This window comes from uncultured Veillonella sp. (genome assembly GCF_963522475.1).
In the GTDB taxonomy this organism is placed as follows: Bacteria; Bacillota; Negativicutes; order Veillonellales; family Veillonellaceae; genus Veillonella.
Genome location: NZ_CAUQYW010000003.1, coordinates 99,316 through 125,786, shown reverse-complemented (window position 1 = coordinate 125,786; position 26,471 = coordinate 99,316). Strand labels below are relative to the sequence as shown.

At 38.1% G+C, this 26,471-nt stretch carries 22 protein-coding genes and 1 tRNA gene; all 23 read left to right on the top strand.

All coding sequences use genetic code 11. The annotated features are described in order from the left end of the window. The first annotated feature begins 1 nt into the window (after position 1). The 23 genes from RWP19_RS02860 to RWP19_RS02750 all read left to right on the top strand — a co-directional run bounded on the left by RWP19_RS02860 (position 2) and on the right by RWP19_RS02750 (position 26,385). Positions 2-304 carry a hypothetical protein gene (locus RWP19_RS02860; protein WP_295287052.1) on the top strand — a complete coding sequence of 101 codons (303 nt, stop codon included), beginning with the start codon at positions 2-4 and terminating at the stop codon, positions 302-304. A 74-nt stretch (positions 305-378) separates the two neighbouring features. After that, a tRNA-Lys gene (locus tag RWP19_RS02855) sits at positions 379-454 on the top strand. A gap of 88 nt (positions 455-542) precedes the next feature. After that, positions 543-746: a helix-turn-helix domain-containing protein gene (locus RWP19_RS02850; protein ID WP_314356390.1), complete on the top strand. Its 204-nt coding sequence runs from the start codon at positions 543-545 to the stop codon at positions 744-746. 276 nt (positions 747-1,022) lie between these two features. After that, a complete protein-coding gene (locus RWP19_RS02845) occupies positions 1,023-1,964 on the top strand; it encodes a Dyp-type peroxidase (RefSeq protein ID WP_314356389.1) in 942 nt (313 codons plus the stop codon). A gap of 181 nt (positions 1,965-2,145) precedes the next feature. Continuing rightward, entirely contained in the window at positions 2,146-3,645 is a 1,500-nt protein-coding gene (gene thrC / locus RWP19_RS02840) for a threonine synthase (RefSeq protein ID WP_314356388.1), read from the top strand. Positions 3,646-3,785: 140 nt separating this feature from the next. After that, on the top strand, positions 3,786-4,673 hold the full coding sequence (locus tag RWP19_RS02835) for a DMT family transporter (protein ID WP_314356387.1): 888 nt from the start codon (positions 3,786-3,788) through the stop codon (positions 4,671-4,673). Between the two features lie 316 nt (positions 4,674-4,989). Continuing rightward, positions 4,990-5,457: a large conductance mechanosensitive channel protein MscL gene (mscL, locus tag RWP19_RS02830; protein ID WP_314356386.1), complete on the top strand. Its 468-nt coding sequence runs from the start codon at positions 4,990-4,992 to the stop codon at positions 5,455-5,457. 179 nt (positions 5,458-5,636) lie between these two features. Further along, on the top strand, positions 5,637-6,686 hold the full coding sequence (locus RWP19_RS02825) for a D-glycerate dehydrogenase (RefSeq protein WP_295289372.1): 1,050 nt from the start codon (positions 5,637-5,639) through the stop codon (positions 6,684-6,686). Positions 6,687-6,768: 82 nt separating this feature from the next. Next, complete coding sequence (locus RWP19_RS02820; RefSeq protein ID WP_314356441.1) at positions 6,769-8,457, top strand: glutamine--tRNA ligase/YqeY domain fusion protein; 1,689 nt, start codon at positions 6,769-6,771, stop codon at positions 8,455-8,457. 128 nt (positions 8,458-8,585) lie between these two features. Next, complete coding sequence (locus RWP19_RS02815; protein ID WP_314356385.1) at positions 8,586-9,221, top strand: hypothetical protein; 636 nt, start codon at positions 8,586-8,588, stop codon at positions 9,219-9,221. Between the two features lie 101 nt (positions 9,222-9,322). Beyond that, positions 9,323-9,910 (top strand): DUF3793 family protein, encoded by a 588-nt coding sequence (locus RWP19_RS02810; protein WP_314356384.1) that lies wholly within the window; start codon positions 9,323-9,325, stop codon positions 9,908-9,910. A 10-nt stretch (positions 9,911-9,920) separates the two neighbouring features. After that, positions 9,921-10,340, top strand: a complete 420-nt coding sequence (locus tag RWP19_RS02805) for a flavodoxin (protein WP_314356383.1) — start codon at positions 9,921-9,923, stop codon at positions 10,338-10,340. Positions 10,341-10,911: 571 nt separating this feature from the next. Next, positions 10,912-11,544 (top strand): transcriptional regulator, encoded by a 633-nt coding sequence (locus RWP19_RS02800; protein WP_295258395.1) that lies wholly within the window; start codon positions 10,912-10,914, stop codon positions 11,542-11,544. Positions 11,545-11,553: 9 nt separating this feature from the next. After that, positions 11,554-12,765, top strand: coding sequence for a diaminopropionate ammonia-lyase (gene dpaL / locus RWP19_RS02795; protein ID WP_314356382.1), 1,212 nt, complete (start codon positions 11,554-11,556; stop codon positions 12,763-12,765). Between the two features lie 12 nt (positions 12,766-12,777). Further along, positions 12,778-14,088, top strand: a complete 1,311-nt coding sequence (locus RWP19_RS02790) for a YgeY family selenium metabolism-linked hydrolase (protein ID WP_195185928.1) — start codon at positions 12,778-12,780, stop codon at positions 14,086-14,088. Positions 14,089-14,243: 155 nt separating this feature from the next. Then, positions 14,244-15,437 carry a knotted carbamoyltransferase YgeW gene (ygeW, locus tag RWP19_RS02785; protein WP_105089457.1) on the top strand — a complete coding sequence of 398 codons (1,194 nt, stop codon included), beginning with the start codon at positions 14,244-14,246 and terminating at the stop codon, positions 15,435-15,437. Between the two features lie 69 nt (positions 15,438-15,506). Then, the gene (gene arcC / locus RWP19_RS02780; protein WP_295208264.1) at positions 15,507-16,442 is read left to right on the top strand and encodes a carbamate kinase; all 936 of its coding nucleotides are present in this window, start codon (positions 15,507-15,509) and stop codon (positions 16,440-16,442) included. 52 nt (positions 16,443-16,494) lie between these two features. Then, positions 16,495-17,823 (top strand): putative aminohydrolase SsnA, encoded by a 1,329-nt coding sequence (gene ssnA / locus RWP19_RS02775; RefSeq protein ID WP_314356381.1) that lies wholly within the window; start codon positions 16,495-16,497, stop codon positions 17,821-17,823. A 28-nt stretch (positions 17,824-17,851) separates the two neighbouring features. Then, complete coding sequence (locus tag RWP19_RS02770; protein ID WP_314356380.1) at positions 17,852-19,543, top strand: selenate reductase; 1,692 nt, start codon at positions 17,852-17,854, stop codon at positions 19,541-19,543. Beyond that, entirely contained in the window at positions 19,540-20,889 is a 1,350-nt protein-coding gene (gene hydA, locus RWP19_RS02765) for a dihydropyrimidinase (protein WP_314356379.1), read from the top strand. Before RWP19_RS02770 ends, hydA begins: the two co-directional genes overlap by 4 nt. 17 nt (positions 20,890-20,906) lie before the next feature. After that, positions 20,907-23,456, top strand: a complete 2,550-nt coding sequence (gene xdh, locus RWP19_RS02760; RefSeq protein WP_314356378.1) for a selenium-dependent xanthine dehydrogenase — start codon at positions 20,907-20,909, stop codon at positions 23,454-23,456. A gap of 145 nt (positions 23,457-23,601) precedes the next feature. Further along, positions 23,602-24,987, top strand: coding sequence for a nucleobase:cation symporter-2 family protein (locus tag RWP19_RS02755; protein WP_314356377.1), 1,386 nt, complete (start codon positions 23,602-23,604; stop codon positions 24,985-24,987). Between the two features lie 207 nt (positions 24,988-25,194). Beyond that, complete coding sequence (locus tag RWP19_RS02750; protein WP_314356376.1) at positions 25,195-26,385, top strand: RuBisCO large subunit C-terminal-like domain-containing protein; 1,191 nt, start codon at positions 25,195-25,197, stop codon at positions 26,383-26,385. The last annotated feature ends 86 nt before the right edge of the window (positions 26,386-26,471 follow it).

Below are 26,471 nucleotides of genomic sequence, written 5' to 3'. Positions count from 1 at the left end.
TATGGGATTTTGGGATTTTCTGAAACCAAGATCTAAGGAGCATGTCGAGGCTTGCTGGCCGGGTGGAAAAATGCTTCAAGTTCATATGGAGTATGATACAGAAAAGACAGTATTTACTTATTTTGGTCGCTTTGGGCTTACATTTAACATTTCAAAATCTCAATTAACTGGGGCCATTGTTAAGGAGATAAGCCGTACTCATAGTGTCCTTCAAGTATATAGTGGTGTTGACTGTGTAGGTACTACAGATATATTGCCTACAGAGGCTTGTAATATTATGAAAGATTGGTTAGGCCAATATTGATGTATATGTTTTAGAGGAATGTAATAAATATTCTTTACATTCCTCTAAAATGGGCATATAATTAGTCATGTCATGGACCACTAGCTCAGCTGGCAGAGCACCTGACTCTTAATCAGGGTGTCCAGGGTTCGAACCCCTGGTGGTCCACCAAATAAACCCGCACTTTGGTGCGGGTTTTTCTTGTTATTGCCTTTGTTTTATCCGTCTATAATCTATTAGTAATATTAGGAGTACTGTAATGAAACTAGATGACGTCATGACTACACAAGAGGCTGGTGAAAGATGGAATGTACCAGCTGATTCTATCAAGCAATGCTGTTTAAAAAGATATGCAAATAAACAATTTACCGATGATGAAGCTAGAAAGTCGGGCAAAAATTGGCTTGTAACCCGTCAAGGAATGGAGCGTTTATATGGTGAAGAAGTGGATCGTTCTATATAATAAATATATTATATATGACATCATTTTGACATCATTTTATTAAAAAAAAGAATTGATGCCTTAGCGACTGCGATTGAAAATAATAAGCCGATTGAATAAATACCAAAAAATATATGATCAATTGATATTTTAAGCTTTTAAATGTCATCTTTTCTGAAGGTTTTCTAATAGCTGTGATGAGTTTATTGAGTATGGTATGTCTTATATCTTATAGACAATACGGGCTTAATAGCTTATGATTGCTATATAATAATTTTTCTTATTAGGAGGTAACGGATGGCAGTAGACATTTCTAGAACACAAGATGTGTATAAAGATGCTGGACAAAGTGTAAACTTTACAACATTATTATTAAATCGTAAAGATCGTGATGCAGAGCTAGAAGTAATTCAAGATATGGCGGACCGCATTCAAGCCATAAAACGTTCTGTAAGTATTCGTGCAAATGGTGAAGGTTTGGGCATTGCTTTTGGTTTCAGCCGTAAAGCATGGGATTATTTATTCCCTAATGCACCTGTACCAAAAGAGTTAGAAGACTTCCAAGGTATTAAAGGTGATAAACAAGACGTACCATCTGTAGCCGCTGATTTATTCTTACATGTACGTTCCAATGATGAGTCCGTTACATATACTGTAGTGGATCAAATTATGGAGTTCTTACGTCCTATTACATCTGTAGTAGATGAAACTCATGGCTTCCATTATGAACAAGGTCGTGCCATCATTGATTTTGTAGATGGTACTGAAAACCCTGTTGGTCAAGAAGCTGTAGAGTGGGGCGTTATTGGTGATGAAGATCCTGATTTCATTAATGGCTCTTATGCGTTTGCTCAAAAATATGAACACGATCTTGATGCGTGGCGTGCGCTTCCTACAGAAATGCAAGAAAAGTTTATTGGTCGTCGTAAATTCAGCGATATTGAGTTAGAAGATGATGAAAAAGATCCAGCAGCTCATAATGTAGTGGCTCAAGATAATCGCGATGATAAAGAACATAAAATCGTGCGCATGAATGTACCGTTTGCTCAACCGGGTCAAGGTGTACGTGGTACATACTTTATTGGCTATGCTCGTTACTGGGATGTAACAAAAACAATGCTTACTAATATGTTTACGCAAAATGATAAATTGCTTGATTATTCCAAACCTATTACAGGTATGCTCTTCTTCATTCCATCCCTTGATACATTGGATGCTATTGCAGAAGGCGAATTATAATCCGCATAGCTAGTTTATGCATGATTTATATGGTTTGTGATGCTCAGTTTTGTTAGCAGCATATAATTTGAGTGAAAATACCATATAAATTCTATAGAAGCGCTCCTTTTAGGGGCGCTTTTATGCTATAATAAATCTATTAAACTCGTAAAATCCATTGTAGTTATGAATGAGGTATTCTATGAATTATACTAGCACCCGCGGTACCGTTGCGGTAAATGAAACATATGCATTGTTGCACGGCTTAGCAGAGGATGGTGGTCTATATGTACCATCTTTATTCCCTACAAACTGCTTAACTTACAATGATGTAAAAGATAAAAACTATCAAGAGGTAGCAGCTGTTGTATTATCTAAGTTGTTCCCATGCTTCTCAGAATCTCATTTAAATGAAATGATTAATTCTGCGTACTCTGATTCTAACTTTAGCACTCGTGATATTGCACCGTTACATTCCTTATTAGAAAAGGTTTCTGTATTAGAATTATTCCACGGTCGTACACAAGCTTTCAAAGATATGGCATTGTCTTTATTTCCATATTTATTAGTAGCGGCAAAAGAAGCTGAAGGTGAGAAAAAAGAGGTTCTCATCTTAACGGCTACATCTGGTGATACAGGTAAAGCTGCCCTTGAGGGCTTTAAAGATGTACCTGGTACTCATATCCAAGTATTCTACCCAACTGATGGCGTAAGCCCAATGCAAGCGGAGCAAATGCAAAAGCAAGAAGGGGAGAATGTTAATGTCACTGCGATTCATGGTAACTTTGATGATGCGCAACAATTCTTGAAACGCTTATTCGTTGATAAGGCTACAGCAGAAGAGGTTGCTAGAAAAGGTGTTATGTTCTCTAGTGCGAACTCCATTAACATCGGTCGTCTAGCACCTCAAGTGGTTTACTATGTGAATGCCTATGCAGAACTTGTTGCACAAGGTGCTATTCATGAAGATGAAGCATTTAACGTTGTAGTGCCGACTGGTAACTTTGGTAATATCTTGGCTGCTTATTACGCTAAAAAAATGGGTATTCCTATTGGTAAATTGATTTGTGCATCTAACCAAAACAACGTGCTTACTGATTTCTTTGAAACTGGTACATATGATATGAATCGTCCGTTCTATACAACTATTTCTCCATCTATGGATATTCTTGAATCTTCTAACTTTGAACGTTTCTTATACTATATTTCTGGTGAAGATAGTGAACGTACCGCGGGGTGGATGAAAGATTTAAAAGCAACAGGTAAATTGTCTGTTAACGAAGAAGAATTCAGCCGTGTTAAAGCCAATTTTGCAGGTGCTTATGTTGATGACGAAGAGACGAAAGCTATTATTGAACAAGTATACAATTCTTATGGTTATGTAATGGATCCTCATACGGCGGTAGCTATGGGTGCTTATATGAAAGAATTGGAAAAACATCCTGAAGATGGTGCTCGTCATACAATTATCGCATCTACAGCACATCCATTTAAATTCCCTACAGCTATTTGTGAGGCATTAGATATCAAGGTTGGAGAGACTCCTTATGAAAGTTTAGATAATATCTCTGCTGTAACAGGTGTAGCGTTCCCTAAACAATTGGAAGCATTGAAATCTAAACCTTTGCGTTTCACCAAAGCAATTGATAAAGAAAATATGAAACAAGAAATATTGGATTTTGTAGATACATTCTCTAAATAATAGAATGCCGCCTTTCAGTAGAAGGGCGGCATATATTTGTTTTTTTATTCTGTATTTCCTGTATATCAGATTAAATAACTAGATAATAAAGGGACGTAACTATTTAGTTATACTATAGTAGAAATGTATAAGGAGGTAGTATGGCTAAGAAAGGCCTTATGTATGCACTATTGTCGGCACTCTTATTGGGTACGATGAATTTGTTTGTAAAGATGCTAGGCTCCAACATTCCATCTGGAGAAATTGCCTTTTTCCGTGGCTTGTTTGGGACTGTGGCGGTTCTCATCGTTATGTATATCCAAGGTATCCGATTCTCTAAAGAGGATAGAGGACATCTTATTATGCGTGGTTTATATGGCGGCTTTGGTATGGTGTGTAACTTTATAGCCTTGGTGCATTTAAAGTTATCTGATGCAACAATTTTATTCCAAACGTCAGGGATATTTGTTCTGATTTTTAGTGCTTTATTTCTTAAAGAACGAGTACCTAAAGGGGCTGGAAAGTGGCTTCTTTTGATCTTTGTAGCTGTTATGGTTATGGTAAATCCATTTAGCTTTACTGGGTTCACTTGGTTTGCCTTAGTAGCTATTTTAGGGGCTGCTTTATCTGCGGCTGCATATACAACGATTCGCCTTATATCTAAGCGAGGTAAGCATAGTAATTTCGAAATTATGGCGTATTTTATGATTACAGGTATGATTGCAGGGCTTGTTACAACTGATAAACTCGTTATGCCTCAAGGCACAGATTGGCTTATCATCTTGGCTATTGGTGGTATTAGTGTAGTAGCTCAGTTCTTTTTGACTGGCGCCTTTGTTACAACTAACGCTGTAGTAGCACAATTCTTGCAATATGTTGGTGTATTTATCAGTTCCTTCTATGGTTTCTTATTCTTTGGTGAAAGCTTATCTATTGAAACTATAGGCGCTGGTGTGGCGATGTTCGTATCTTCTGTTATGTTGGCTCGCCTCAAAGAACAAAGTGGACCATTACGAGAAGGGAAGGTCATAGAGGATAAAATTAAATAACTATCGAATGTATTATCTTTGTGTTTAGGCTAAAAGCGGTTTATTTATTGTTAACTTTAATTAATAAAACATGATGTAAAGAATATGATGTTTTATTATGTATGTTAAAAGTACTGTGAGCTTAATGAAATGTTTGGTGGTACGAAAAATACGCATGAATATTGATTTATTACAATAATAGATAGGGCTATGAAAAACTATATTAAATAAATTCGAAAAACTACATCGAAAATTATTGACATCTCTTCATCTTTCCTTTATGATTAGTACAGTTATTAACGCATTCTCAATTAAGTGTATCTAGGAGTAGTGAGAAATGAAAGAATTTTTGAACGATTTTAAAGCTTTTGCATTCAAAGGTAACATGATGGACCTAGCTATTGGTATGATTATTGGTGCTGCTTTTACTGCATTGGTTAACTCTGTTGTAAGCAACTTGTTCATGCCTATTATCAGTTTGTTCACAGGTGGAATTGATTTCAGCAACTTGTACTTACCATTAAATGCTGCATCTAAAGATGCATTTTTGGCTGGTGCTGATATTAATACAGCTCGTGCAGTTGGTTCTGTATTGCCATACGGTACATTCATTACTGATTTGATTCAATTCTTAATCTTGGCGTTTGTTGTGTTCTTGATGGTTCGCGCATTAGCTAAATTGATGAAAAGCGCGAAAGAAGAAGAAGCTGCTGAAGCACCTACAACAAAAGAATGTCAATTCTGCAAAACAGAAATTCACATTGATGCAGTTAAATGCCCTAACTGTACAGCAGATTTGAAATAATTCAAATTAAATCAAATTAAAAAGCTAAAAAAGGAGTAAGGTTTAAGCCTTACTCCTTTTTGTTGTATAGCATAGCTTTCTAGTATAAAATATACTTATAATATAACAAATTTATTTCGATACAAAATATTAGAATTATTAAATATATTAAATGAAATTTTGTTGGAAGGATCATAAATATGGAAAAAAAGCCTCTTGTTGTTGTAAATGGTTTAGTTCGTAAAGATGCTATTGCCTATTTAAAAGAGCATGTAGAAGTGCGTCAATGGACTGAAAAGACTGTTATGCCCCGTGAAATATTAAAGGAATGGCTCGTTGATGCGGATGGGTTGTGGTGTGTAAGACCTTTAGATGTAGACGGTGATTTAGTAAAAAATGCACCTAATTTAAAGGTCATTGCTCAGGCTGCTGTTGGTTATGACAATGTTAATATTGATGAATTAACAGCTGCAGGTATTCCTTATGGCAATACGCCAGGCGTTCTTAATGAGACCGTAGCAGAGCTTGCTTTTACCTTGATTGCAACTGCAAGTCGTCGTATTTTGGAAAATGCTAATTTTGTAAAAGAAGGACGTTGGGCACAAAGACCCTCTAATATTAAAGGGTTTGATTTGAGTCGTCGTACCCTTGGTATTATTGGCATGGGTGCTATTGGTGTATCCATTTCTCGTCGTGCTCGTGCCTTTGGTATGACCGTTGTATATCATAATCGTAATCAACGTATAGATGATAAGATTCATAAAACTACGTATATGGAGCTAGATGATCTCTTGTCTACTAGTGATGTAGTTTGTGTAATGGCTCCATTAACAGATGAAACCTATCACATGTGTAATGAAGAATTCTTTAAGAAAATGAAAAACACTGCATTATTTGTAAATGTAGGTCGTGGTCCTATCGTTGATACGGACGCTTTGATTAACGCTTTAAAAACAGGCGAAATTGATTATGCTGCGCTTGATGTGACAGACCCAGAACCATTGCCAGCAGATCATCCATTATTGGATGTTGAAAACTGTCTCGTTGTACCGCATATTGGTTCCTATACAGATCGCACGCGTTATGATATGTCTATTTTGACAGCTGATAATATTATCGCTGGTGTCCACGAAAAACCATTAAAAACTTGTGTGAATGAAGAAGTTAACTATAAAAAACCACAAATGGATCTAGAATCTGCCATCGAAGAGCTTAAAAAGGCTGGCGTTGATTTATCTAATTTCGACTAATATCACAAGACCTCAAAAGATATGCGGTATTATGCAAAATATGATAAAATAAAAGAATGTTTATCCTATGGAGGTTAGAATGTTGGAACATAAAGATATTGAACAAACTGTAGCTCCTGAAGAAGTTGTATCCGTTAACTTTATCGAAGCTATTATCAACAAAGATAATGAAACTGGTAAATATGGTGGACGTGTATTAACTCGTTTTCCACCAGAACCAAATGGCTACTTACATATTGGTCATGCCAAATCCATCTGCCTTAATTTTGGTATTGGTAAGCAATATAAGGGGTTAACAAATTTACGGTTTGATGATACGAACCCTGCAAAAGAAGATGTTGAATATGTAAACTCCATTATGGAAGATGTAAAATGGCTTGGTTTTGACTGGGCTGATGAACCACGTTATGCATCAGATTATTTTGATCAAATGTACGAATATGCTAAGAAATTAATTACTCTTGGCAAGGCATATGTAGATGATCAAACGGCAGAAGAAATCAAACAAAATCGAGGTGATTTCTCTACTCCAGGTGTTAACAGTCCATACCGTGAACGTAGTGTAGAAGAAAATTTAAAACTTTTCGAAGAAATGAAAGATGGTAAATATGCTGATGGTGAAAAAGTATTGCGTGCGAAAATCGATATGACGCATCCTAACATCGTTATGCGTGACCCTGTTATTTATCGTATTGTAAATGCAGAACATCATAATACAGGTAATGAGTGGAAAATCTATCCTATGTATGATTTTGCTCATCCTATTGAAGATGCTATTGAACGTATTACACATTCCATCTGTACCTTAGAATTCGAAGTTCACCGTCCATTGTACGATTGGGTACTAGAAGATTGGGATGACACTGAAATTCCACAACAAATTGAGTTTGCACGCTTGAATGTAACTAAAATGGTTATGTCCAAACGTAAATTGCGTGCTCTTGTAGAAGCAGGCCTCGTAGCTGGCTGGGATGATCCTCGTATGCCTACTATTTCAGGATTGCGTCGCCGAGGATATACTCCAGAGGCGATTCGTGATTTCTGTGACCGCATTGGTGTAGCTAAGGCGGATAGTGTTGTTGATATTGCTTTGCTTGAGTTCTGTATTCGAGAAGATTTGAAACTTAAAGCTACACGCCCTATGGTGGTTATTGATCCTGTGAAAGTTGTTATTACAAACTATCCAGAAGGTCAAACTGAACTTTGTACAGTTGAAAACAATCCAGAAAATGAAGAGTTGGGGAATCGTGAAGTTGTATTCGGTCGTGAAATCTACATTGAACGCAATGACTTTATGGAAGAGCCCGTTAAGAAATTTTTCCGCTTGGCACCAGGTAAAGAAGTGCGCTTAAAAGGTGCATACTTCATTACATGTACTGATGTTATTAAAGATGAAAATGGCAATATTATAGAAATACACTGTACATATGATCCAGAAACTAAGAGCGGCAGCGGTTGCACTCGTAAGGTAAAAGGTACATTGCACTGGGTTGAAGCATCTACTGCAGTAGATATTGAATCTCGCTTATATGATTACTTGTTAAAAGAAGACTCCGATGGTAAAGACTTCTTAGGAGACTTCAATCATGACTCCTTACAAGTATTCAAGAGTAAGGGGGAAGCATGTCTTGGTACAACTGTACCAGGTGATCATTTCCAATTTTTGCGCCAAGGTTATTTTGTAACTGATAAGGATAGCAAACCAGATCATATCGTAATGAACCGTATTGTTGGTTTGCGCGATAGTTGGGCTAAGGCACAAAAGAAATAATTTAGTCTGTCATATACATTGCTAAGATAATGATAAAGAACCGCTCCCCTAAGGGCGGTTCTTTACTACTGTGTTGTTACTATAAATGTTGAGAGTTTGTGACATTAATATTTCATTAGAGGAGACATATGAAAAAAATAGTATTACTTGCTACTGCAGCTGCTGTATTAGTATCTGTTCCAGTGATAGGTTCTGCAGCAAACATTAAGTCCGTTTTGAATAAAAGCCAAACAGTAGCATATCAAGGTATTAAATTGCCTGAAGGCGTTAGAATGTATCAAAATAATCCTAAAGCACTTTTTGCAGGCGATGCAAAAAAAGCTATTAAATCTGTATTTATTGAAGCAGGCGCTACATCAGCTAATGTATATACACTAAACCTTAAAAACGAAAATGAAATGAACTATGCTGTATTTGGTGATGTAGTATTAGGTAAACAATTAGCTGGTCAGCTTAGTGAAACTAAGCATGTCAATGCAGATCCATCTGCATTAGGCGCATTAGCATCTGCTATTAATAAGGGCGATAGCCCAATTCTTGGTAAATTCACAGTAGTGTCCCCATTATCTAAACAAGGTAATGCTTACGAAGGAACATTAAAATATAAAAGCATATCTAATAATAATTCTTATAATGAAGTTTTACATATTAGCCTTTTTGATGATAAGTATACTGGTCCGAATGCACGCTTTATAGCTATAGATGAAGCTAATGATGCTGCAATATTCCCTAAAGTTAAGACTTTGCTAACGGTAAAAAAATAAATAATTATTGAAAATATATATCAATTATTCTTGACAATTTTTCTCATCAAGAGTACTATTGGCATATAGGAATTATTCTCATTAGAGAAAGTTCTAACGATGTGCAACAGGCAGGTACTATTATGATGAATTCAATTGACCATATCATTGGATATCATTGTGCACCGGCAATTCGAGGTATCAAGCTTTCGAACTTGGTTTCTATTCCACGGGACATGAATGAACAAATCCAATTTGTATTGACAGAATATAATAAAGAGTTCAATGAAAAAGGATTGTTCTTCTTTGAATTATGTCGCTGTAAAGTGCGTAGACTATTATTGGTATTCCGTGAGAAACAATTACGAGACTATGTACGGCAACCTGCAGTAATGACATTTTTGAAAGCCTACGGTTATCATGATCGCATGAGTATTATGGAGATGCTTGAGCATCTTAGATATCGTATGGAAGCAAGTGTTGATTTTCCACATGAAATCGGCGTATTTCTAGGTTATCCGTTAAATGATGTGAAATATTTTATTTCTCGTCGAGGCAGTGGATATCGTATGTGTGGAGAGTGGAAAGTTTACCATGATGTGGTAGATGCAAAACGCTCTTTCTTATGTTACAAAGCATGTCGTGAATTTTGTCAAACTCAATTGATGTTGGGAAAAACATTTAGTTCATTGGTCGCAAGAACGGCCTAGGAGGTACAAGATGATTGGTGTAATTTATTGGTCCGGTACAGGCAATACAGAACAAATGGCTCAAGCAGTAGCTGAAGGTATCAAAGCTGCAGGTCAAGAAGTTGAAGTAAAATCTGTTTCTGAAGTATCCGTAGATGACGCAGCAGCTTACGAAAAACTAGCTCTTGGCTGTGCTGATATGGGTGCAGAACAATTAGAAGAAGGCGAATTTGAACCATTCTACACAGAATTAGAAGCTAAATTGGGTGGTAAAAAATTAGCTATCTTTGGCTCCTATGGTTGGGGTGGCACTTGGTTAGAAGACTGGGGCACTCGCATTAAAGATGCTGGCGGCGAATTAGTAGCTGATGGTGTAGCTATCTTGGGTGAACCTGATGATGATGGCAAAGCACAATGTGAAGAATTGGGTAAAACATTAGCAAACGCATAATTTACTCTTAACCATTAACATAAATCCTAACAGATAACAGTATATAAAGGCTGTAATAACGATATGTCGTTATTACAGCCTTTTTTGTATGCAATAAGGAGATTATATACACTTACTATGTATATAGACGTAACGCTTTGGTAGTCATGAATGGTAGGAATATTTATAAAATATATGTATGCATAATGACATAGCAGATTGAATTAATACATATAAAAATATAGATATACATTGATTTTTATAGAATTTGAATAGATTTAATTATATAGATGTGATAACACAAAGGTCATTAAAGATTTTTATAACAGCTAGTTTATGTGATAGAAATCACAGGGAGTGTATATGTTTGTAACAATGGATGTATGTATCTGTATATTTATAAATAACTTTAATGCATAATAGCGTTGCATTTTTGTATACATAGACCTATAATTTAAGTAAGAAACCTGACAAAAAATTAGGTTAATACAAAAATAGTTAGAATTATTCTCATAATACTAACTGTATAAGCGGACTGAAGTTATTTAGACCATGAAGACTAACCGATACCGATGAAAGGGAGGTTATCTCAATGAGTACATTGGAACGGCTAAAAGTTATAGCCCAGGGATTGGCCATACAATTCGGACCATCTTGTGAAGTACTGATACATGACTTACAAGGCGATCTCGATACATCACTTGTATATATAGAAAATGGTACGATAACGAATCGCCATGTTGGTGATGGTCCATCACATGTGGTTTTAGATGTACTCAACTATGATGATGGTAGTGAAGGTAGATTTGGGTATCTAACAAAAACTAAGGATGGACGCATATTAAAATCCTCTACCATGTATATCCGTGATGATAATGGCAATATTGCATACCTATTGGGAATTAATCAGGATATCACAGAGTTTGTTATGATGCATCGATCACTTGAAAGTCTTATAGGTATAGGCCAAGCTGAGACTGGTACTGTTGAAAAAATTACTACAAGTGTATCGGAACTATTAGATGATTTACTACTAGAAGCAGAACGGTTAGTTGGCAAACCTGGACCACTCATGAATAAAGTAGAGCGACTAAAAGCTATTAGCTACTTGAATGAAAAAGGGGCTTTTCTTATTTCTAAATCTTCAGAAAAGATTGCGGAGTATTTCAATATTTCTAAGTTTACTCTTTATAGTGATTTAAATACTGTAAAGGAAGAATCCTAGGAGGCAAATATGGACAGAATTCAGTGGAAATGTAATACGATGGCACCATCTAGTGACAAGTTCTTGTCCGTTATGGATATTAGAGAAATTAAGAAAGCTAAAGCGTTTCATGAAAGTTTTCCACAGTATAGTGTAACTCCACTAGTATCGCTAGAAAAATTAGCAGATTATATCGGTGTTAATTCGCTTTTTGTAAAAGATGAATCTTACCGCTTTGGCCTAAATGCATTTAAGGTATTAGGCGGCTCTTATGCAATGGCAAAATATGTAGCTCAACAAACTGGTAAAAATGTTGAAGATGTACCATATGATGTATTAACTTCTCCACAATTAAAAGAAGAATTCGGACAAGCTACATTCTTTACAGCTACTGATGGTAACCATGGACGTGGCGTAGCCTGGGCTGCTAATAAATTAGGTCAAAAAGCAGTAGTGTTCATGCCTAAAGGCTCTACAGAATATCGTAGAAAACAAATTGAAAATGAAGGTGCTACCGTAACAATCGAAGAATTCAACTACGATGAATGTGTACGGTTAGCAACTAAAAAATCTAAAGAAGTTCCAAATGGTGTTGTAGTTCAAGATACAGCATGGGAAGGCTATGAAGAAATTCCAAACTGGATCATGCAAGGCTATGGCACAATGGCTATGGAAACGGCAAATCAGTTAGAAGCTGAAAACTGTAAGGTACCAACTCATGTATTTGTACAAGCTGGTGTAGGTTCCCTAGCAGGTGCTGTAGTAGGTTATTTCACTAATTTATACAGCAATGCAACTAAGAAACCTAAATTAGTGGTTGTAGAAGCTGAAGCAGCAGCTTGCTTATACAAAGGGGCTGTAGCTGATGATGGTAATCCTCGTATCGTTGAGGGTGATTTAGAAACAATCATGGCTGGACTTGCATGTGGTGAACCAAATACAGTTTCTTGGGATATTTTGAGAAACCATGCGGATGTATTCGTATCTGCTCCTGATTGGGTAGCAAGACTTGGTATGCGCGTTGGTGGTGCACCGATTAAAGGTGATACATCAATCACTACAGGTGAATCTGGTGCGGTTCCACTAGGTCTTGTAACAGCAATTATGACAATGCCAGAATATGAAGACTTACGCAAGGAATTAGAATTAGATGAGTCTTCAAAGGTACTCTGCTTCTCCACTGAAGGTGATACAGACCCTGAAAGATATAAAAACATTATGTGGTATGGTGAAGATCGTTAGGAGGCATTAATTATGGATTTACAAGCAATTAAACAAGCAGCAGCAACTTATGGACCAGCGATGACCAAGTTCTTACGTGAAATCGTAGCATTCCCTGGTGAAAGTGCAGAAGAAAAAGAACACGTTCAACGCATTGAAAAAGAAATGAAAGATCTTGGCTTCGACGAAGTTGAAGTAGATCCAATGGGTAACATTCTTGGTTACATGGGTACTGGTAAAACTCTTATTGCCTTCGACGCTCATATCGATACAGTAGGTATTGGCAACCGCGATAACTGGAATTTTGATCCTTATGAAGGTTTTGAAGATGAAACTAAAATCGGTGGTCGTGGTGTATCCGATCAATTAGGTGGTATCGTATCCGCTGTATACGGCGCTAAAATCATGAAAGACTTAGGCCTTTTAAGTGATAAATATCGCGTACTTGTTGTAGGTACAGTACAAGAAGAAGACTGCGATGGTCTTTGCTGGGAATACATGATTAAAGAACGTAATATTCGTCCTGAATTCGTAGTATCCACTGAACCTACTGATGGTGGTATCTACCGTGGTCAACGTGGCCGTATGGAAATTCGCGTAGATGTACAAGGCGTATCTTGCCATGGCTCCGCTCCTGAACGCGGTGACAACGCAATTTACAAAATGGCAGACATTCTTCAAGACATCCGTGACTTAAATGCTAACTCTGCTGATGAAAGTACAAAAATTAAAGGTCTCGTTAAAATGCTTGACCCTAAATTCAACCCAGACCACTACGAAGAAGCTCGTTTCTTAGGTCGCGGTACTGTAACTACTTCCCAAATCTTCTACACTTCTCCAAGCCGTTGTGCAGTAGCTGACTCTTGCGCCGTTTCTTTGGACCGTCGTATGACAGCTGGTGAAACATGGCAATCCTGCTTGGCAGAAATTGAAGCTTTACCACATGTTAAAGAATATGGTGCAAAAGTATCCATGTACGAATATGCTCGTCCATCCTGGACTGGTTTGACATATCCAATCGAATGTTACTTCCCAACTTGGGTAATTCCTAAAGATCACAAAGTAACAGAAGCTTTGGAAGAAGCCTACACTAGCTTGTATGGTAACGAACGTATCGGCGCCGAAGATACAGTTGAAATGCGTAAAGCTCGCCCATTGACTGATAAATGGACATTCTCCACTAACGGCGTATCCATCATGGGCCGTAACGGCATCCCTTGCATCGGCTTCGGTCCTGGCGCAGAAGCACAAGCACATGCTCCTAACGAAATTACATGGAAACAAGACCTTGTAACATGTGCGGCTGTATATGCATTATTGCCATCCGTATACTGTAAAGACTAATATCACATATATTGGATTAGATCTCTTTAAAACGGAAATCACTAGAACATAGTTCATAACTACAAATTTAATACGGTATCTCACCATTTGATGAGGTACCGTATAAAGTTAGATCCTAAGTAGCCCTTTAGGGAATTGAAAGAGAGGACTTACAGATGACAGACTTCAATAAAAGTATTGAAACTTTAAAAGACTTAGATGTTAGCAAAATGTACGGTGAAGATTTCTTTCTTACATGGGAAAAATCTGAAGATGAATTAAAAGGTGTTTGGGCAGTAGCAGATGCATTACGAGCTCTTAGAGAACGCAATATTTCCACTAAAGTATTTGACAGTGGCCTTGGTATTTCTTTATTCCGCGATAATTCTACAAGAACTCGTTTCTCCTTTGCCTCCGCTTGTAACTTGTTAGGTCTTGAAGTTCAAGATTTGGATGAAGGTAAATCCCAAATTGCTCACGGTGAAACAGTTCGTGAAACAGCGAATATGATTTCCTTCATGGCTGACGTTATCGGTATCCGTGATGATATGTACATCGGTAAAGGTAATGCTTACATGCATCAAGTATCTGATGCAGTTAAAGAAGGTCATGAAGATGGCGTATTAGAACAACGTCCTACACTTGTAAACTTACAATGTGATATCGACCATCCAACACAAATTATGGCTGATGCGGCTCATATCATCAAAGAATTCGGTGGTGTAGAAAATCTTAAAGGCAAAAAACTTGCTATGACTTGGGCTTACTCTCCATCTTATGGTAAACCTTTATCCGTACCTCAAGGTGCTATTGGTTTATTCACTCGTTTAGGTATGGAAGTCGTATTAGCGCATCCTGAAGGCTATGAAGTAATGCCAGAAGTTGAAGAAATCGCTAAGAAACAAGCTGAAGAAAGTGGCGGTTCCTTCCGTAGAACTAACGACATGAAGGATGCTTTCAAAGATGCAGATATCGTATATCCTAAGAGCTGGGCTCCATTTGGTGCGATGGAAAAACGTACGAAATTGTATGGCGAAAACGACCATGAAGGCATTAAAGCATTAGAAAAAGTTCTTCTTGAAGAAAATGGTAAACATAAAGATTGGGCATGTACTGAAGAGATGATGAGTCTCACTAAAGATGGTAAAGCTCTTTATTTACATTGCTTACCAGCAGATATTACAGGTGTAAGTTGTGAAGAAGGCGAAGTAGACGCAACAGTATTCGATCGCTATCGCGTACCTCTTTATAAAGAAGCAAGCTACAAACCATATGTTATTGCAGCTATGATCTTCTTAAGCAAATTTAAGAATCCTGTAGAAACCTTAAAAGAATTAGAACGGAAGGGAACTGACCGAGTTCAACCGTAAAGTAAAGTTTAGGGGCCATCCGTGTTGATGGCTCCTTTTTATTCTTAATAGTTTGTTATGAGGCATAACATGAAAAAAAGAGTTGTAGTAGCGTTAGGTGGGAATGCATTAGGTAATTCCCTTCCGGAACAAAAAATTGCAGTAAAAAGTACAGCTAAAACAATTATTGATTTAGTAGAAGCCAATTGTGATGTGGTAGTAACTCATGGCAATGGCCCTCAAATTGGTATGATTAACAATGCGATGGCTGCATTGACACGAGAAGTAGAAGGGCAACCCAATACACCATTGTCCGTATGTGTGGCCATGAGCCAAGCATATATTGGGTATGACTTACAAAATGCCCTTCACGAAGAGTTATTAAATCGTGGTATTAAACATTTGCCAACCATGACAATGGTTACGCAAGTATTAGTTGACCAAAATGATCCGGGCTTCAAAAATCCAACAAAACCAATTGGTCACTTTATGACCAAGGAAGAAGCTGAATACGCAGAAAAAAATTACGATTACGTTGTAAAAGAAGATTCTGGTCGCGGCTATCGTCGTGTAGTAGCATCTCCAGCACCGAAAGAAATCATTGAAATTGAAGCAATTAAAGGCTTAGTTGGGAAACAATTAATTGTTGCCTGTGGTGGTGGCGGTATCCCTGTAACTAGAGAAGGTAATGAACTTCATGGTACAGCGGCCGTTATTGATAAAGACTGGACTAGTAGCTTGTTAGCACAAGAAATTGATGCAGATGTACTAGTTATTTTAACAGCTGTTGAAAAGGTTGCCATTAATTTTGGTAAAGAAAATGAGCAATGGCTTGATGAAATAACCGTAGCAGATGCGAAAAAATATGCAGCAGCAGGCGAGTTTGCAGAAGGTTCTATGAAACCAAAAGTAGAAGCTGCTATTGCATTTGCAGAATCTAAAAAAGGCCGTGTTTCCATTATCACATTATTAGAAAAATCTAAGGATGGTATAGCAGGAAAAACAGGTACGCGTATCGTATTATAATAATATATAGATTTATAAGTATGCATCCAACGTTTCGTTGGGGAGGTGCCCTATGATTGTATTAGGAAAAGGTACTGTAATTACTCGCGATACTGATAGACCTATCATTTATGATGGTGCTGTTGTTATTGACGGAACTCAGATTATAGATATTGGTGCATATGATGAATTATGCAAACAATATAAAGATGCAGAAATTATTGATGCTCATGGCGGTTTGATTATGCCAGGCTTTATAAATGCACATCATCATATTTATTCTGCTCTTGCACGCGGCTTATCTTTGCCGGGTCCAGCACCAACTAACTTTGGTGAAATTTTAGAAGGCCTATGGTTCTATTTAGATAATAAATTGACAGCTCCAGATGTGAAAGCTAGCGCATTACTTACATATTTAGGCTGTATTGAAAATGGTGTAACTACTATTTTTGACCACCATGCAAGTTATGGTGAAACTGCTAATAGCCTATCTGTTATTGCTGATGTAGCTAAACGGTTCGGTGTTCGTTCTTGTTTATGCTATGAAGTCTCTGATCGTAACGGTGTTGACCAAATGAAAGTTGCTGTTGCAGAAAATGTGCGTTTTGGTAAAGAGGCGAAAAAAGATCCATCTAGACTCGCGGCTATGATGGGCTTACATGCATCCTTTACGCTAAGTCCTGAGACTTTAGATTATGTGAAAGCTCATAATGAAGATAAATTAGGTTATCATGTTCATGTTGCTGAAGGCCCAGAAGATGTGGCAGATAGTAAAGAAAAATATGGCATGACACCGGTAGGACGACTTGTAGAATCTGGTATTTTAGGACCGAAGAGTATTGCAGGCCACTGTGTACACGTAACTGACCAAGATGTGGAATTATTAAAAGAATCGCAAGCTAAAGTTGTGCATAACCCAGAAAGTAACATGGGTAATGCAGTAGGCACAACAGATATCTTGAAGCTACTAGGTGCAGGTATCACAGTTGGTTTAGGTACAGATGGTTATACAAATGACATGCTCGAATCCTACAAAGTTGCAAATTGTCTTGTAAAACATGAGCAACATAAACCATATGTAGGTTGGGGCGAAGTTCCTCATATGCTATTTGAAAACAATCGTAAAATGGCTAATGAATTCTTTGATACTACAGTAGGCATCCTTAAAAAGGGTGCTGCTGCTGACGTAATCGTTCTGGATTACGCAGCACCAACACCACTTGATGAAAATAATATCAATGGTCACTTGTTATTCGGTGCTAATGGTATGTATGTGGTAACAACTATTAGTGATGGTGTACCACGTATGATCGATCGTAAATTACAAGGCATCGATAAAGCTGAAGTAATGAACGAAGTATTAGCAACATCTAAAGGTTTATGGAAACGACTAAACCCATAACGCAAACGCTTTAAAGGAGTGTGACATTATGAGTGACATTATGTATCCGGTAAGTTTCGGAAAATTGATGAACCACATTATGACAGAGTACAAGATGTACAATCGTATTTACAATGTAAATAAAATTCATCGTACCAATCATAATCAACGCTTAGAAATCTTTGGTAAATCCATTGAAAACCCTGTAGGCCCTGCAGCAGGTCCTAATACACAGTTGGCACAAAATATTGTGGCATCTTACGTAGCAGGTGCTCGCTGTATCGAATTGAAAACTGTACAAATCATGTATGGTGAAGAATTAGGTATTCCTAGACCATGTATCTACTCTGTAGACGAAGCGTACAACGTAGAATGGTCTTCTGAATATAGCTGTGATGAAGCTGCAGATGAATATATCAAAGCATGGTTCGCATTAAAATTAATCTCTAAAGAATTAGGTTTAGGCGATCCAGATGGCTTCTTGTTTATCATGAGTGTTGGTTACAACTTAGCTGGTATTAAGAGCCCAATGGTCGATAAATTCATCAATACAATGCGCAGCGCATCTCAATCTCCTATGTGGGATACATGCAAACAATGGTGTCTTGACCATGTAGATGAATTTGAACATATTGATGCTGATTTCATTAACTCTATTAGTGATGAACTTTGCCAAGCAATCACATTGTCTACAATGCACGGTTGTCCTGCAGAAGAAATCGAATCTATTTGTTCCTACCTAATTAGTGAAAAAGGCCTCCATTTATACTTGAAATGCAATCCTACATTGTTAGGTCCAAAACGCATTAGAGAGTTGTTAGATAATGCAGGTTTTGAATACATTGACTTTGAAGATCATCAATTCGAAGTTGACCTTCAATTTGACAAAGCTGTTCCAATGTTAGAACGTCTTATCGCTCTTGGTGAAAAACACAATAAGATCTTTGGTGTTAAATTGACAAATACATTTCCTGTACAAATTCATAACAATGAATTGCCAGGCGAGCAAATGTACATGTCTGGTAAATCCTTGTTACCTGTTACAATTGGCGTAGCTGAGCTTCTAAGTGCTCAATTCGGCGAACGTTTACCAATGTCTTACAGTGGTGGCGCTGTAAAACAAAACATTAAAGCCATCTTTGATTGTGGTATCTGGCCTGTAACAGTATGTACAATACTTCTCCAAGGCGAAGGTTACAATACGTTTAAAGGCTTAGCAGATGAAGTTGAATCTACCGATTACAACGCTGCTTTGAAAGTGCATAAAGATCTAATCGCTAAACTTGCTAAAGATATTAGTGAAAATAAAATCTTCAAGAAAAGCGATGCGATGAAGAAAAAACGTGCAGCAATGCCATCCTTCCCAGGTACGCGTAGTTCTGATTATCATTGCCGTGTAACATGTGGCTCTTGTGTTCGCGTATGTCCTAATAGATGTAATGAAGTCGTTACTGTAAATGATGCTAAATTGATTATTCATATTGATCAAAGCTGTAATGAATGTGGTAACTGTGCATGTCATTGCGTTGAACCTTGTCAACCATACAAGGATCGCATTACATTCTTCCACAATGCTGAAGCATTAGCAGATAGTACAAATGATGGTTTCTACATCACAGGCACTAGCTGTGGTTATCGCTTCAAAGGTGAAGAAACCGTATGTGACATTGATGCATTACCTGAAGAATTGAAAGGAGTCGTACATGCCTTCTGTAAAGAGCATGTATACTATGTATCATGATTATTATACAACAAGGGGAATTGGTCTTAACTGATCGAATCCTTACTGGAGATTTACTTATCGATGGCGACAAAATTGTCGCCATCAATGAATACATTTCTGTTCCAGAAGGGGCTGAAGTTATTAATGCAAAAGGTTGCTATGTGTTCCCTGGGTTTATAGATCCACACACACACTTTCAGATGACAAATGCCTTAGCGTCTACTGCGGATGATTTTGATAGTGGTACAAAAGCCGCTATTCATGGTGGAACAACATCAATCATTAATTTTGCTTCTCCTGAGGAAGGATCCCTTTGTAAAGGCTTAGAAGTTCATAAGGAGCGTGCCGCAGGGCATTGCTCCTGTGACTACAAATTCCATATGGAGCTTGTAGAAATGAATGAAAGTGTAGCTCGTGAGATACCAAAGGTTGTAGAGGCTGGTGTATCATCTTTTAAAGTGTATTTAGCATATGGCTTCCGTTTAACAGATCGAGAAATTTATGATGCTATAGAGGCAATCAAACCTACGGGCGCTCTCGTTGGAGCGCACTGTGAAAATGGTGATCTTATTGATGCGCTCGTAGCTAATAAACGTAAACGTGGTGAATTAGATGTAAGCAATCATCCACTCACAAGACCTGCCATGATTGAATCGGAAGCGATTAAGCGCTTTAGTACAATTGGTGCTGCATTAGACTATCCTGTACATATTGTTCATGTAAGTTCTAAGAAGGGCCTTGAAGAGGTTATTCGAGAACGGAATCTAGGGCATAAAGTGACTTGTGAAACATGTCCACAATATTTAGTGCTCGATGAATCACGATATAATTTGCCTAATTTTGAAGGTGGTAAATATGTGATGAGCCCGCCGCTGAGAACAATTCAGGATCAAATGGCAATAAAGGATGCCTTAGTAAATGGCATATTCCAAACGATTGGATCTGATCATTGTAGCTTTACTTTTGATGATCAAAAGCTAAAAAGTCGACATGATTTTACTCGTATACCTGGTGGTATTCCAGGTGCTGAGGAACGAGGAATCATAGCTTATGATGTGTTGGTAAATCAATGCAATATGAGCGTTGTAGATTTTATGAAATTAGTTAGTGAAAATCCTGCAAAGCTTTACGGTATGTATCCTAAGAAGGGCACGTTAGCCGTTGGTAGCGATGGGGATATTACAATTGTTGATAAGCGCATTGAGCATGTGCTTTCGAAAGAGTCCGCCCATACAAAAGCAGACTATATACCTTATGAGGGCATATCTGTAACAGGTAAAGTTCGAGATGTTATACTTAGAGGTCACCATGTGGTACAAGATGGATCCTTAACAGAATCATATCTTGGTGAATGTATTCCTTAATGAGAGGAGGGCTATATATGTACCGCTTTCAAGTGAATGGCACCCAACATGAGGTTCAAGAGGATCAACGTTTAATTGATTTCTTGAGAGCTGATTTGAAATTAACGGGCACTAAAGAAGGTTGTAGTGCTGGTGCCTGTGGTACGTGTACAGTAATTATAGACGGAAAAAAAGCAAAGGCTTGTGTAACTAAATTATCCCAATTAGATGGTAAATCGGTTATAACGATTGAAGGACTATCTGAACGGGAAAAAGCGGTATACACCTATGCTTTTGGTGAATGCGGAGCGGTGCAGTGTGGTTTCTGTATCCCAGGTATGATTATTAGTGCAAAAGTGTTGATTGATGAAAATAATGACCCTACACCTGATGATGTAAAAAAAGCTATTTTAGGCAACATTTGTCGTTGTACAGGATATGTAAAAATTGAAGAAGGCATTATGCTGGCAGCAAAAATGTTTCGTGAGAACTTACCAGTTCCTGACAAGGATACAACTGGTAATGTAGGTGCTCGTTTACACCGTGTAGATGTAGAAGAAAAAGCACTAGGTACTGGACAATACGCTGATGATATCCATATGGATGGCATGATTTATGCTAAAGCATTGCGCTCTAAATATCCTCGCGCTAGAGTTGATCGCGTTGATGTTTCTAAAGCACTTGCACATCCTAAATGTGTAGCGGCTTTAACTGCTAAAGATGTTCCATTCAATAAGACTGGTCACTTGGTACCAGACTGGGATGTGTTCATTGCAGAAGGCGATATCACTCGTTATGTTGGAGATGCTATTGCACTAGTAGCGACAACTGAGAAAAAATACTTAGACGAAGTTCTTGCTCTCGTTGAAGTTGATTATACTGAGTTAGAGCCTGTAATAGACCCATTAGAAGCATTGAAACCAGATGCACCTCAGTTACATCCAAACGGAAATGTATTGTCTCGTCAAACATTATCTCGCGGCGATGTAGATAAGGCTATTGCAGAGGCTGCATTTGTAGTAACAAATCACTATTCCACACCTCAAACAGACCATGCATTCATGGAACCTGAATGTGCTGTAGCATATCGTGAAGGCGATGTAATTCATTTACATTCCGGTAGCCAAAACGTTTACGATGATCGCCACGAAGTATCTCGTATGCTTGGTATTCCTGAAGAATCTGTAAAAGTTCATAGCATGCTCGTAGGTGGCGGCTTTGGTGGTAAAGAGGACATGACCGTACAGCATCATGCATCTCTTGTAGCTTGGCTTACAGGCAAACCAACTAAGGTTCTCTTCTCTCGTCAAGAAAGTCTTAATATTCATACTAAACGCCATGCGATGGAAATGGATATTACTACTGCTTGTGACGCAGAAGGTAACTTGGTAGCAAGTAAGGTAAACATCGTATCTAACTGTGGGGCCTATGCATCCTTAGGTGGGCCTGTACTTCAACGGGCAGGTACACACTCTTGTGGTCCTTATAAATTTGATAACTTTGCCTTTGATGGTGTTTGTGTTTACACAAATACTGTTCCTGGTGGTGCATTTCGCGGGTTCGGCGTAACACAAACTATCTTTGGTCAAGAACAAAACATTGATGAATTAGCTGCATTGGTAGGCATGGATCCATGGGAGTTCCGTTATAAAAACGTTGTTCGCCCTGGAGACTCCTTGCCAAATGGCCAAATTTGCTCCGAAGAAACTGCATTAGCAGAATGTTTGGAAGCAGTAAAAGATGCATACTACGCATCTGACCGTACAGGACTTGCAGTATGTTTGAAAAACAGTGGTATTGGCGTAGGTTTACCTGATACTGGACGCGTTATCTTAGAAGTACGGGATGGTAAAGTTCGTATCCGTACTGGTGCAGCTTGTATCGGTCAAGGTATGGCTACAATGGCTACTCAAGTACTTTGTGAAACAACTGGTTTAACAGCTGATAAAGTATTTGTAGAGCGCCCTGATACAGTGCGCACTCCAGACTCTGGTACAACTACTGCATCTCGTCAAACAGTATTCACTGGTGAAGCAACGCGCAAAGCAAGTCTTCGCTTGAAAGAAATGTTAGAAACTAAAACATTAGAAGAATTGAATGGCGTAGAAATTTACGAAGAGTTCCTTGGTGAAACTGATCCATTCAACTCTGATAAACCACATCCTAAAAATCATGTTGCCTATGGTTATGGTGCATGTGTAGCTAGAATTGGGGAAGATAATAAAATTGCTGAACTATATGTAGCATACGATGTAGGTCGTGTAGTTAATCCTCAATCTTGCTCTGGTCAAGCTGAAGGTGGTGCTATCATGGGTATGGGCTATGCGGTTACAGAAGACTTCCCTTATAAAGATGGTTATGTAACATCTAAATATGGTACATTAGGTCTTCTTAGAGCTACACAATGTCCACCAATTCAAGTAAGTCTTATTGAAAAAGGGACACCTGAACAATATGCATACGGCGCTAAAGGTATTGGTGAAATCTCCAGTATCCCAATTGCACCAGCCATTGCAAATGCGTATCGTCGTATCGACGGAGAACCACGTAGGTCCTTGCCGATTCAACATACAGGTTATAAAAAATAGAATATTTGCTTAGTGGTTAGGGGTATTAGCCCCTGACCATCAAGGTTCCCACGTGAAGTCTATGAGATTTTTAAACTCTATCAAGTACGATAGTATGACTATATTATTTACTAGTAACTAAAACGTAAGATATGAGGTGATTCTTATGAGTAAAGGTGTATCTGGTGTCAACCATGTAGATGGTATGCTGCCAATCCCGCAATTATTTGCTTATGGTTTACAGCACGTGTTGGCCATGTATGCTGGTGCCGTAGCGGTACCAATCATTATTGCGCAAGCCATGCATTTGCCGATTGAAGATTTAATTCGTTTGATCACAGCCGATTTGTTCACATGTGGTGTTGCTACATTGATTCAAACGTTAGGCTTTGGTCCTGTTGGTGGTCGTATTCCTCTTATTCAAGGTGTAACATTTGCTTCTGTAGGACCGATGATTATGATTGGCCAACAGCATGATATTAATACTATTTATGGTGCTATTATCGTGGCTGGTTTATTTACATTCTTGGTAGCACCATTCTTCAGCCGTTTGATTCGTCTATTCCCACCTGTAGTAACAGGTACCATCATTACTATTATTGGTATCAACTTGATGCCGGTAGCAGTTAACTGGATGGGTGGGGGCGTAGGTAATAAAAACTTTGGTGATCCACTATACATAGCTCTTGGTGTAGCTACATTTATTCTCGTTATTTTGACATATCGATTTGGTAAAGGGTTCCTAGGTAATCTGGCCATTCTGGTAGGACTTATCCTCGGTACTGCTCTTGCTATGATTTGTGGCATCACTGACTTCTCTGAAGTAGGTCGCTCTCAATGGGTTTCCGTTGTAACACCGTTCTACTTTGGCCTTCCTACTTTTGATTTTGCATCTATTATTTCTATGATTGTTGTAATGCTTGTAGTTATGGTAGAAACAACTGGTGATAGTATTGCTATTGGTGAAATCGTTGATAAACCTATCGGTCAAAAAGAGTTAGCTGCAGTACTTCGCGCTGATGGTTTATCCACTCTAATCGGTGGTATTCTTAACAGCTTCCCTTACACAGCATTCGCTCAAAACGTAGGCCTTATCGCTGTAACACGAGTAAAAAGTCGCTTCGTTGTAGCAGCATCTGGTGTAATTTTGATTTTATTAGGTCTTTTCCCTAAGTTAGCAGCTGTTGTAGCTTGTATCCCTAATGCAGTATTAGGCGGTGCAGGTATCGCAATGTTTGGTATGATTATTGCCAGTGGTATTCGTTCCCTTGGTAAAGTTAGCTTTGACGGTAATTACAATTTGATGCTTGTAGCAATTAGTATTGGTGTATCCATGATTCCATTGGCAGCACCTCAGTTCTATGCACACTTCCCAACTTGGGCGCAAATTCTTTTGAAATCTGGTATCACAGCTGGTAGTATCGTAGCCGTTCTTTTGAATGTAGTATTTAATGGCTTTGGTTACAAGACTGTTAACGAACCTAACCGTGCAGCACGTAAGTATCGTCACTTCACACGCTTCAAAGGTTATCCTAAACATTTCTATCAATAAGATATAGTTAAATTAATTAATTCTCATACGATTACATGTATTGTCTTTCACGGTAGAAACCTTTTTTATATGGGTAAAAAATCTATATACATGTTTTCGCTCTTTCAAAATGGTCTCACTCTAGTTTTAGAGTGAGGCCTTTTTTGTATGGAATGAAGTACTACTTTGGTATATAATTATATAATGTTATTGCAAAGGAGACGCATTATGAAAGACGAGCGATTTATAGTTACGTATCGAATAGAAGCAAGTTCATATGAAGAGGCGAAAGCCATTGCATGGGCTGTTCAAGTAGAACAAACCATAGAGTTTCCTTATGAGTTTGTTACAGATCCATATATTAAAGGAACCATTACTGGTCGATTAGAATCTCTTGAACCGATGGAACAAGATTCTGCATATGTTAATGTTGGTGTCATGCCAAATGCTGTAATCGATATATCTCGTTATTATGTGGCTCGTATTTCATATCTTGTAGATACAACTGCCTTAGAAGCAACGCAATTTTTAAATGTTGTTTTTGGAAATTCGTCTTTACAACCCCATATTTGGGTAGTTGATATTGAACTTTGTTCAACCCTTAATGATGTGTTTAAAGGACCGCGTTTTGGTTTGCCTGGGTTGCGTCGATTAGTGGATACGCCTACGCGTCCTATGATTCAAGCCGTTATTAAACCTATGGGGACACCTAATGAAGAGCTAGCTCGTATGTGTGGTGCTTATACACGTGGTGGGGCAGATGTCATTAAGGATGACCACGGTATCTCTAATCAGTCGTTCTCTCAATTTAAAGATCGTGTAAAGCGATGTGCTGCTATAGTGCGTGAAATGAATGATAAACACGGCACACATACCTTATATGCAGCTAATGTGTCTGGTGATGGTACAGACGTAATAGAACGTGCTTATTTTGCTAAGGAAGCTGGTGCAACGGCCCTTATGGTAGCCTCTGGACTTGTTGGTTTTGGGTGGCTTCATAAACTAGCTAGTGATGAAAAATTGCGATTGCCTATTATTCACCATCCCGCTTATTCAGGTGGATTTGTAAGTCCCGGCACATCTGGTATAGCTGATTATCTACAATTAGGCTTATTGCCTCGTATCTTTGGGGCTGATATGCCAATCTTTGTATCCTATGGTGGACGATTTACTTTCACAGAAAATCAATGTAAGCGGATATCCAACTATATTAAACAACCGATGGCCTTGATGAAGGCTGCGTGTCCGGCACCTGGTGGCGGTGTAACAGATGCACGATTAAATGAACTTGTTCAGTTATACGGCAATAATACAATGTTCCTTGTTGGAGGCGATATGTTCCGTAGAGGTCCGGATATTGAGTCTAATATGGCATACTTTGTAGAACGTTTGACTGACTTATCTGAAAGCAAGTTATGATAGTTTACGATTACATAACTTAATACAATAGTTAAATCGAATAACTAAGGTACTGACTTTCACAGAAATCCGTAAAAAATTTTGAT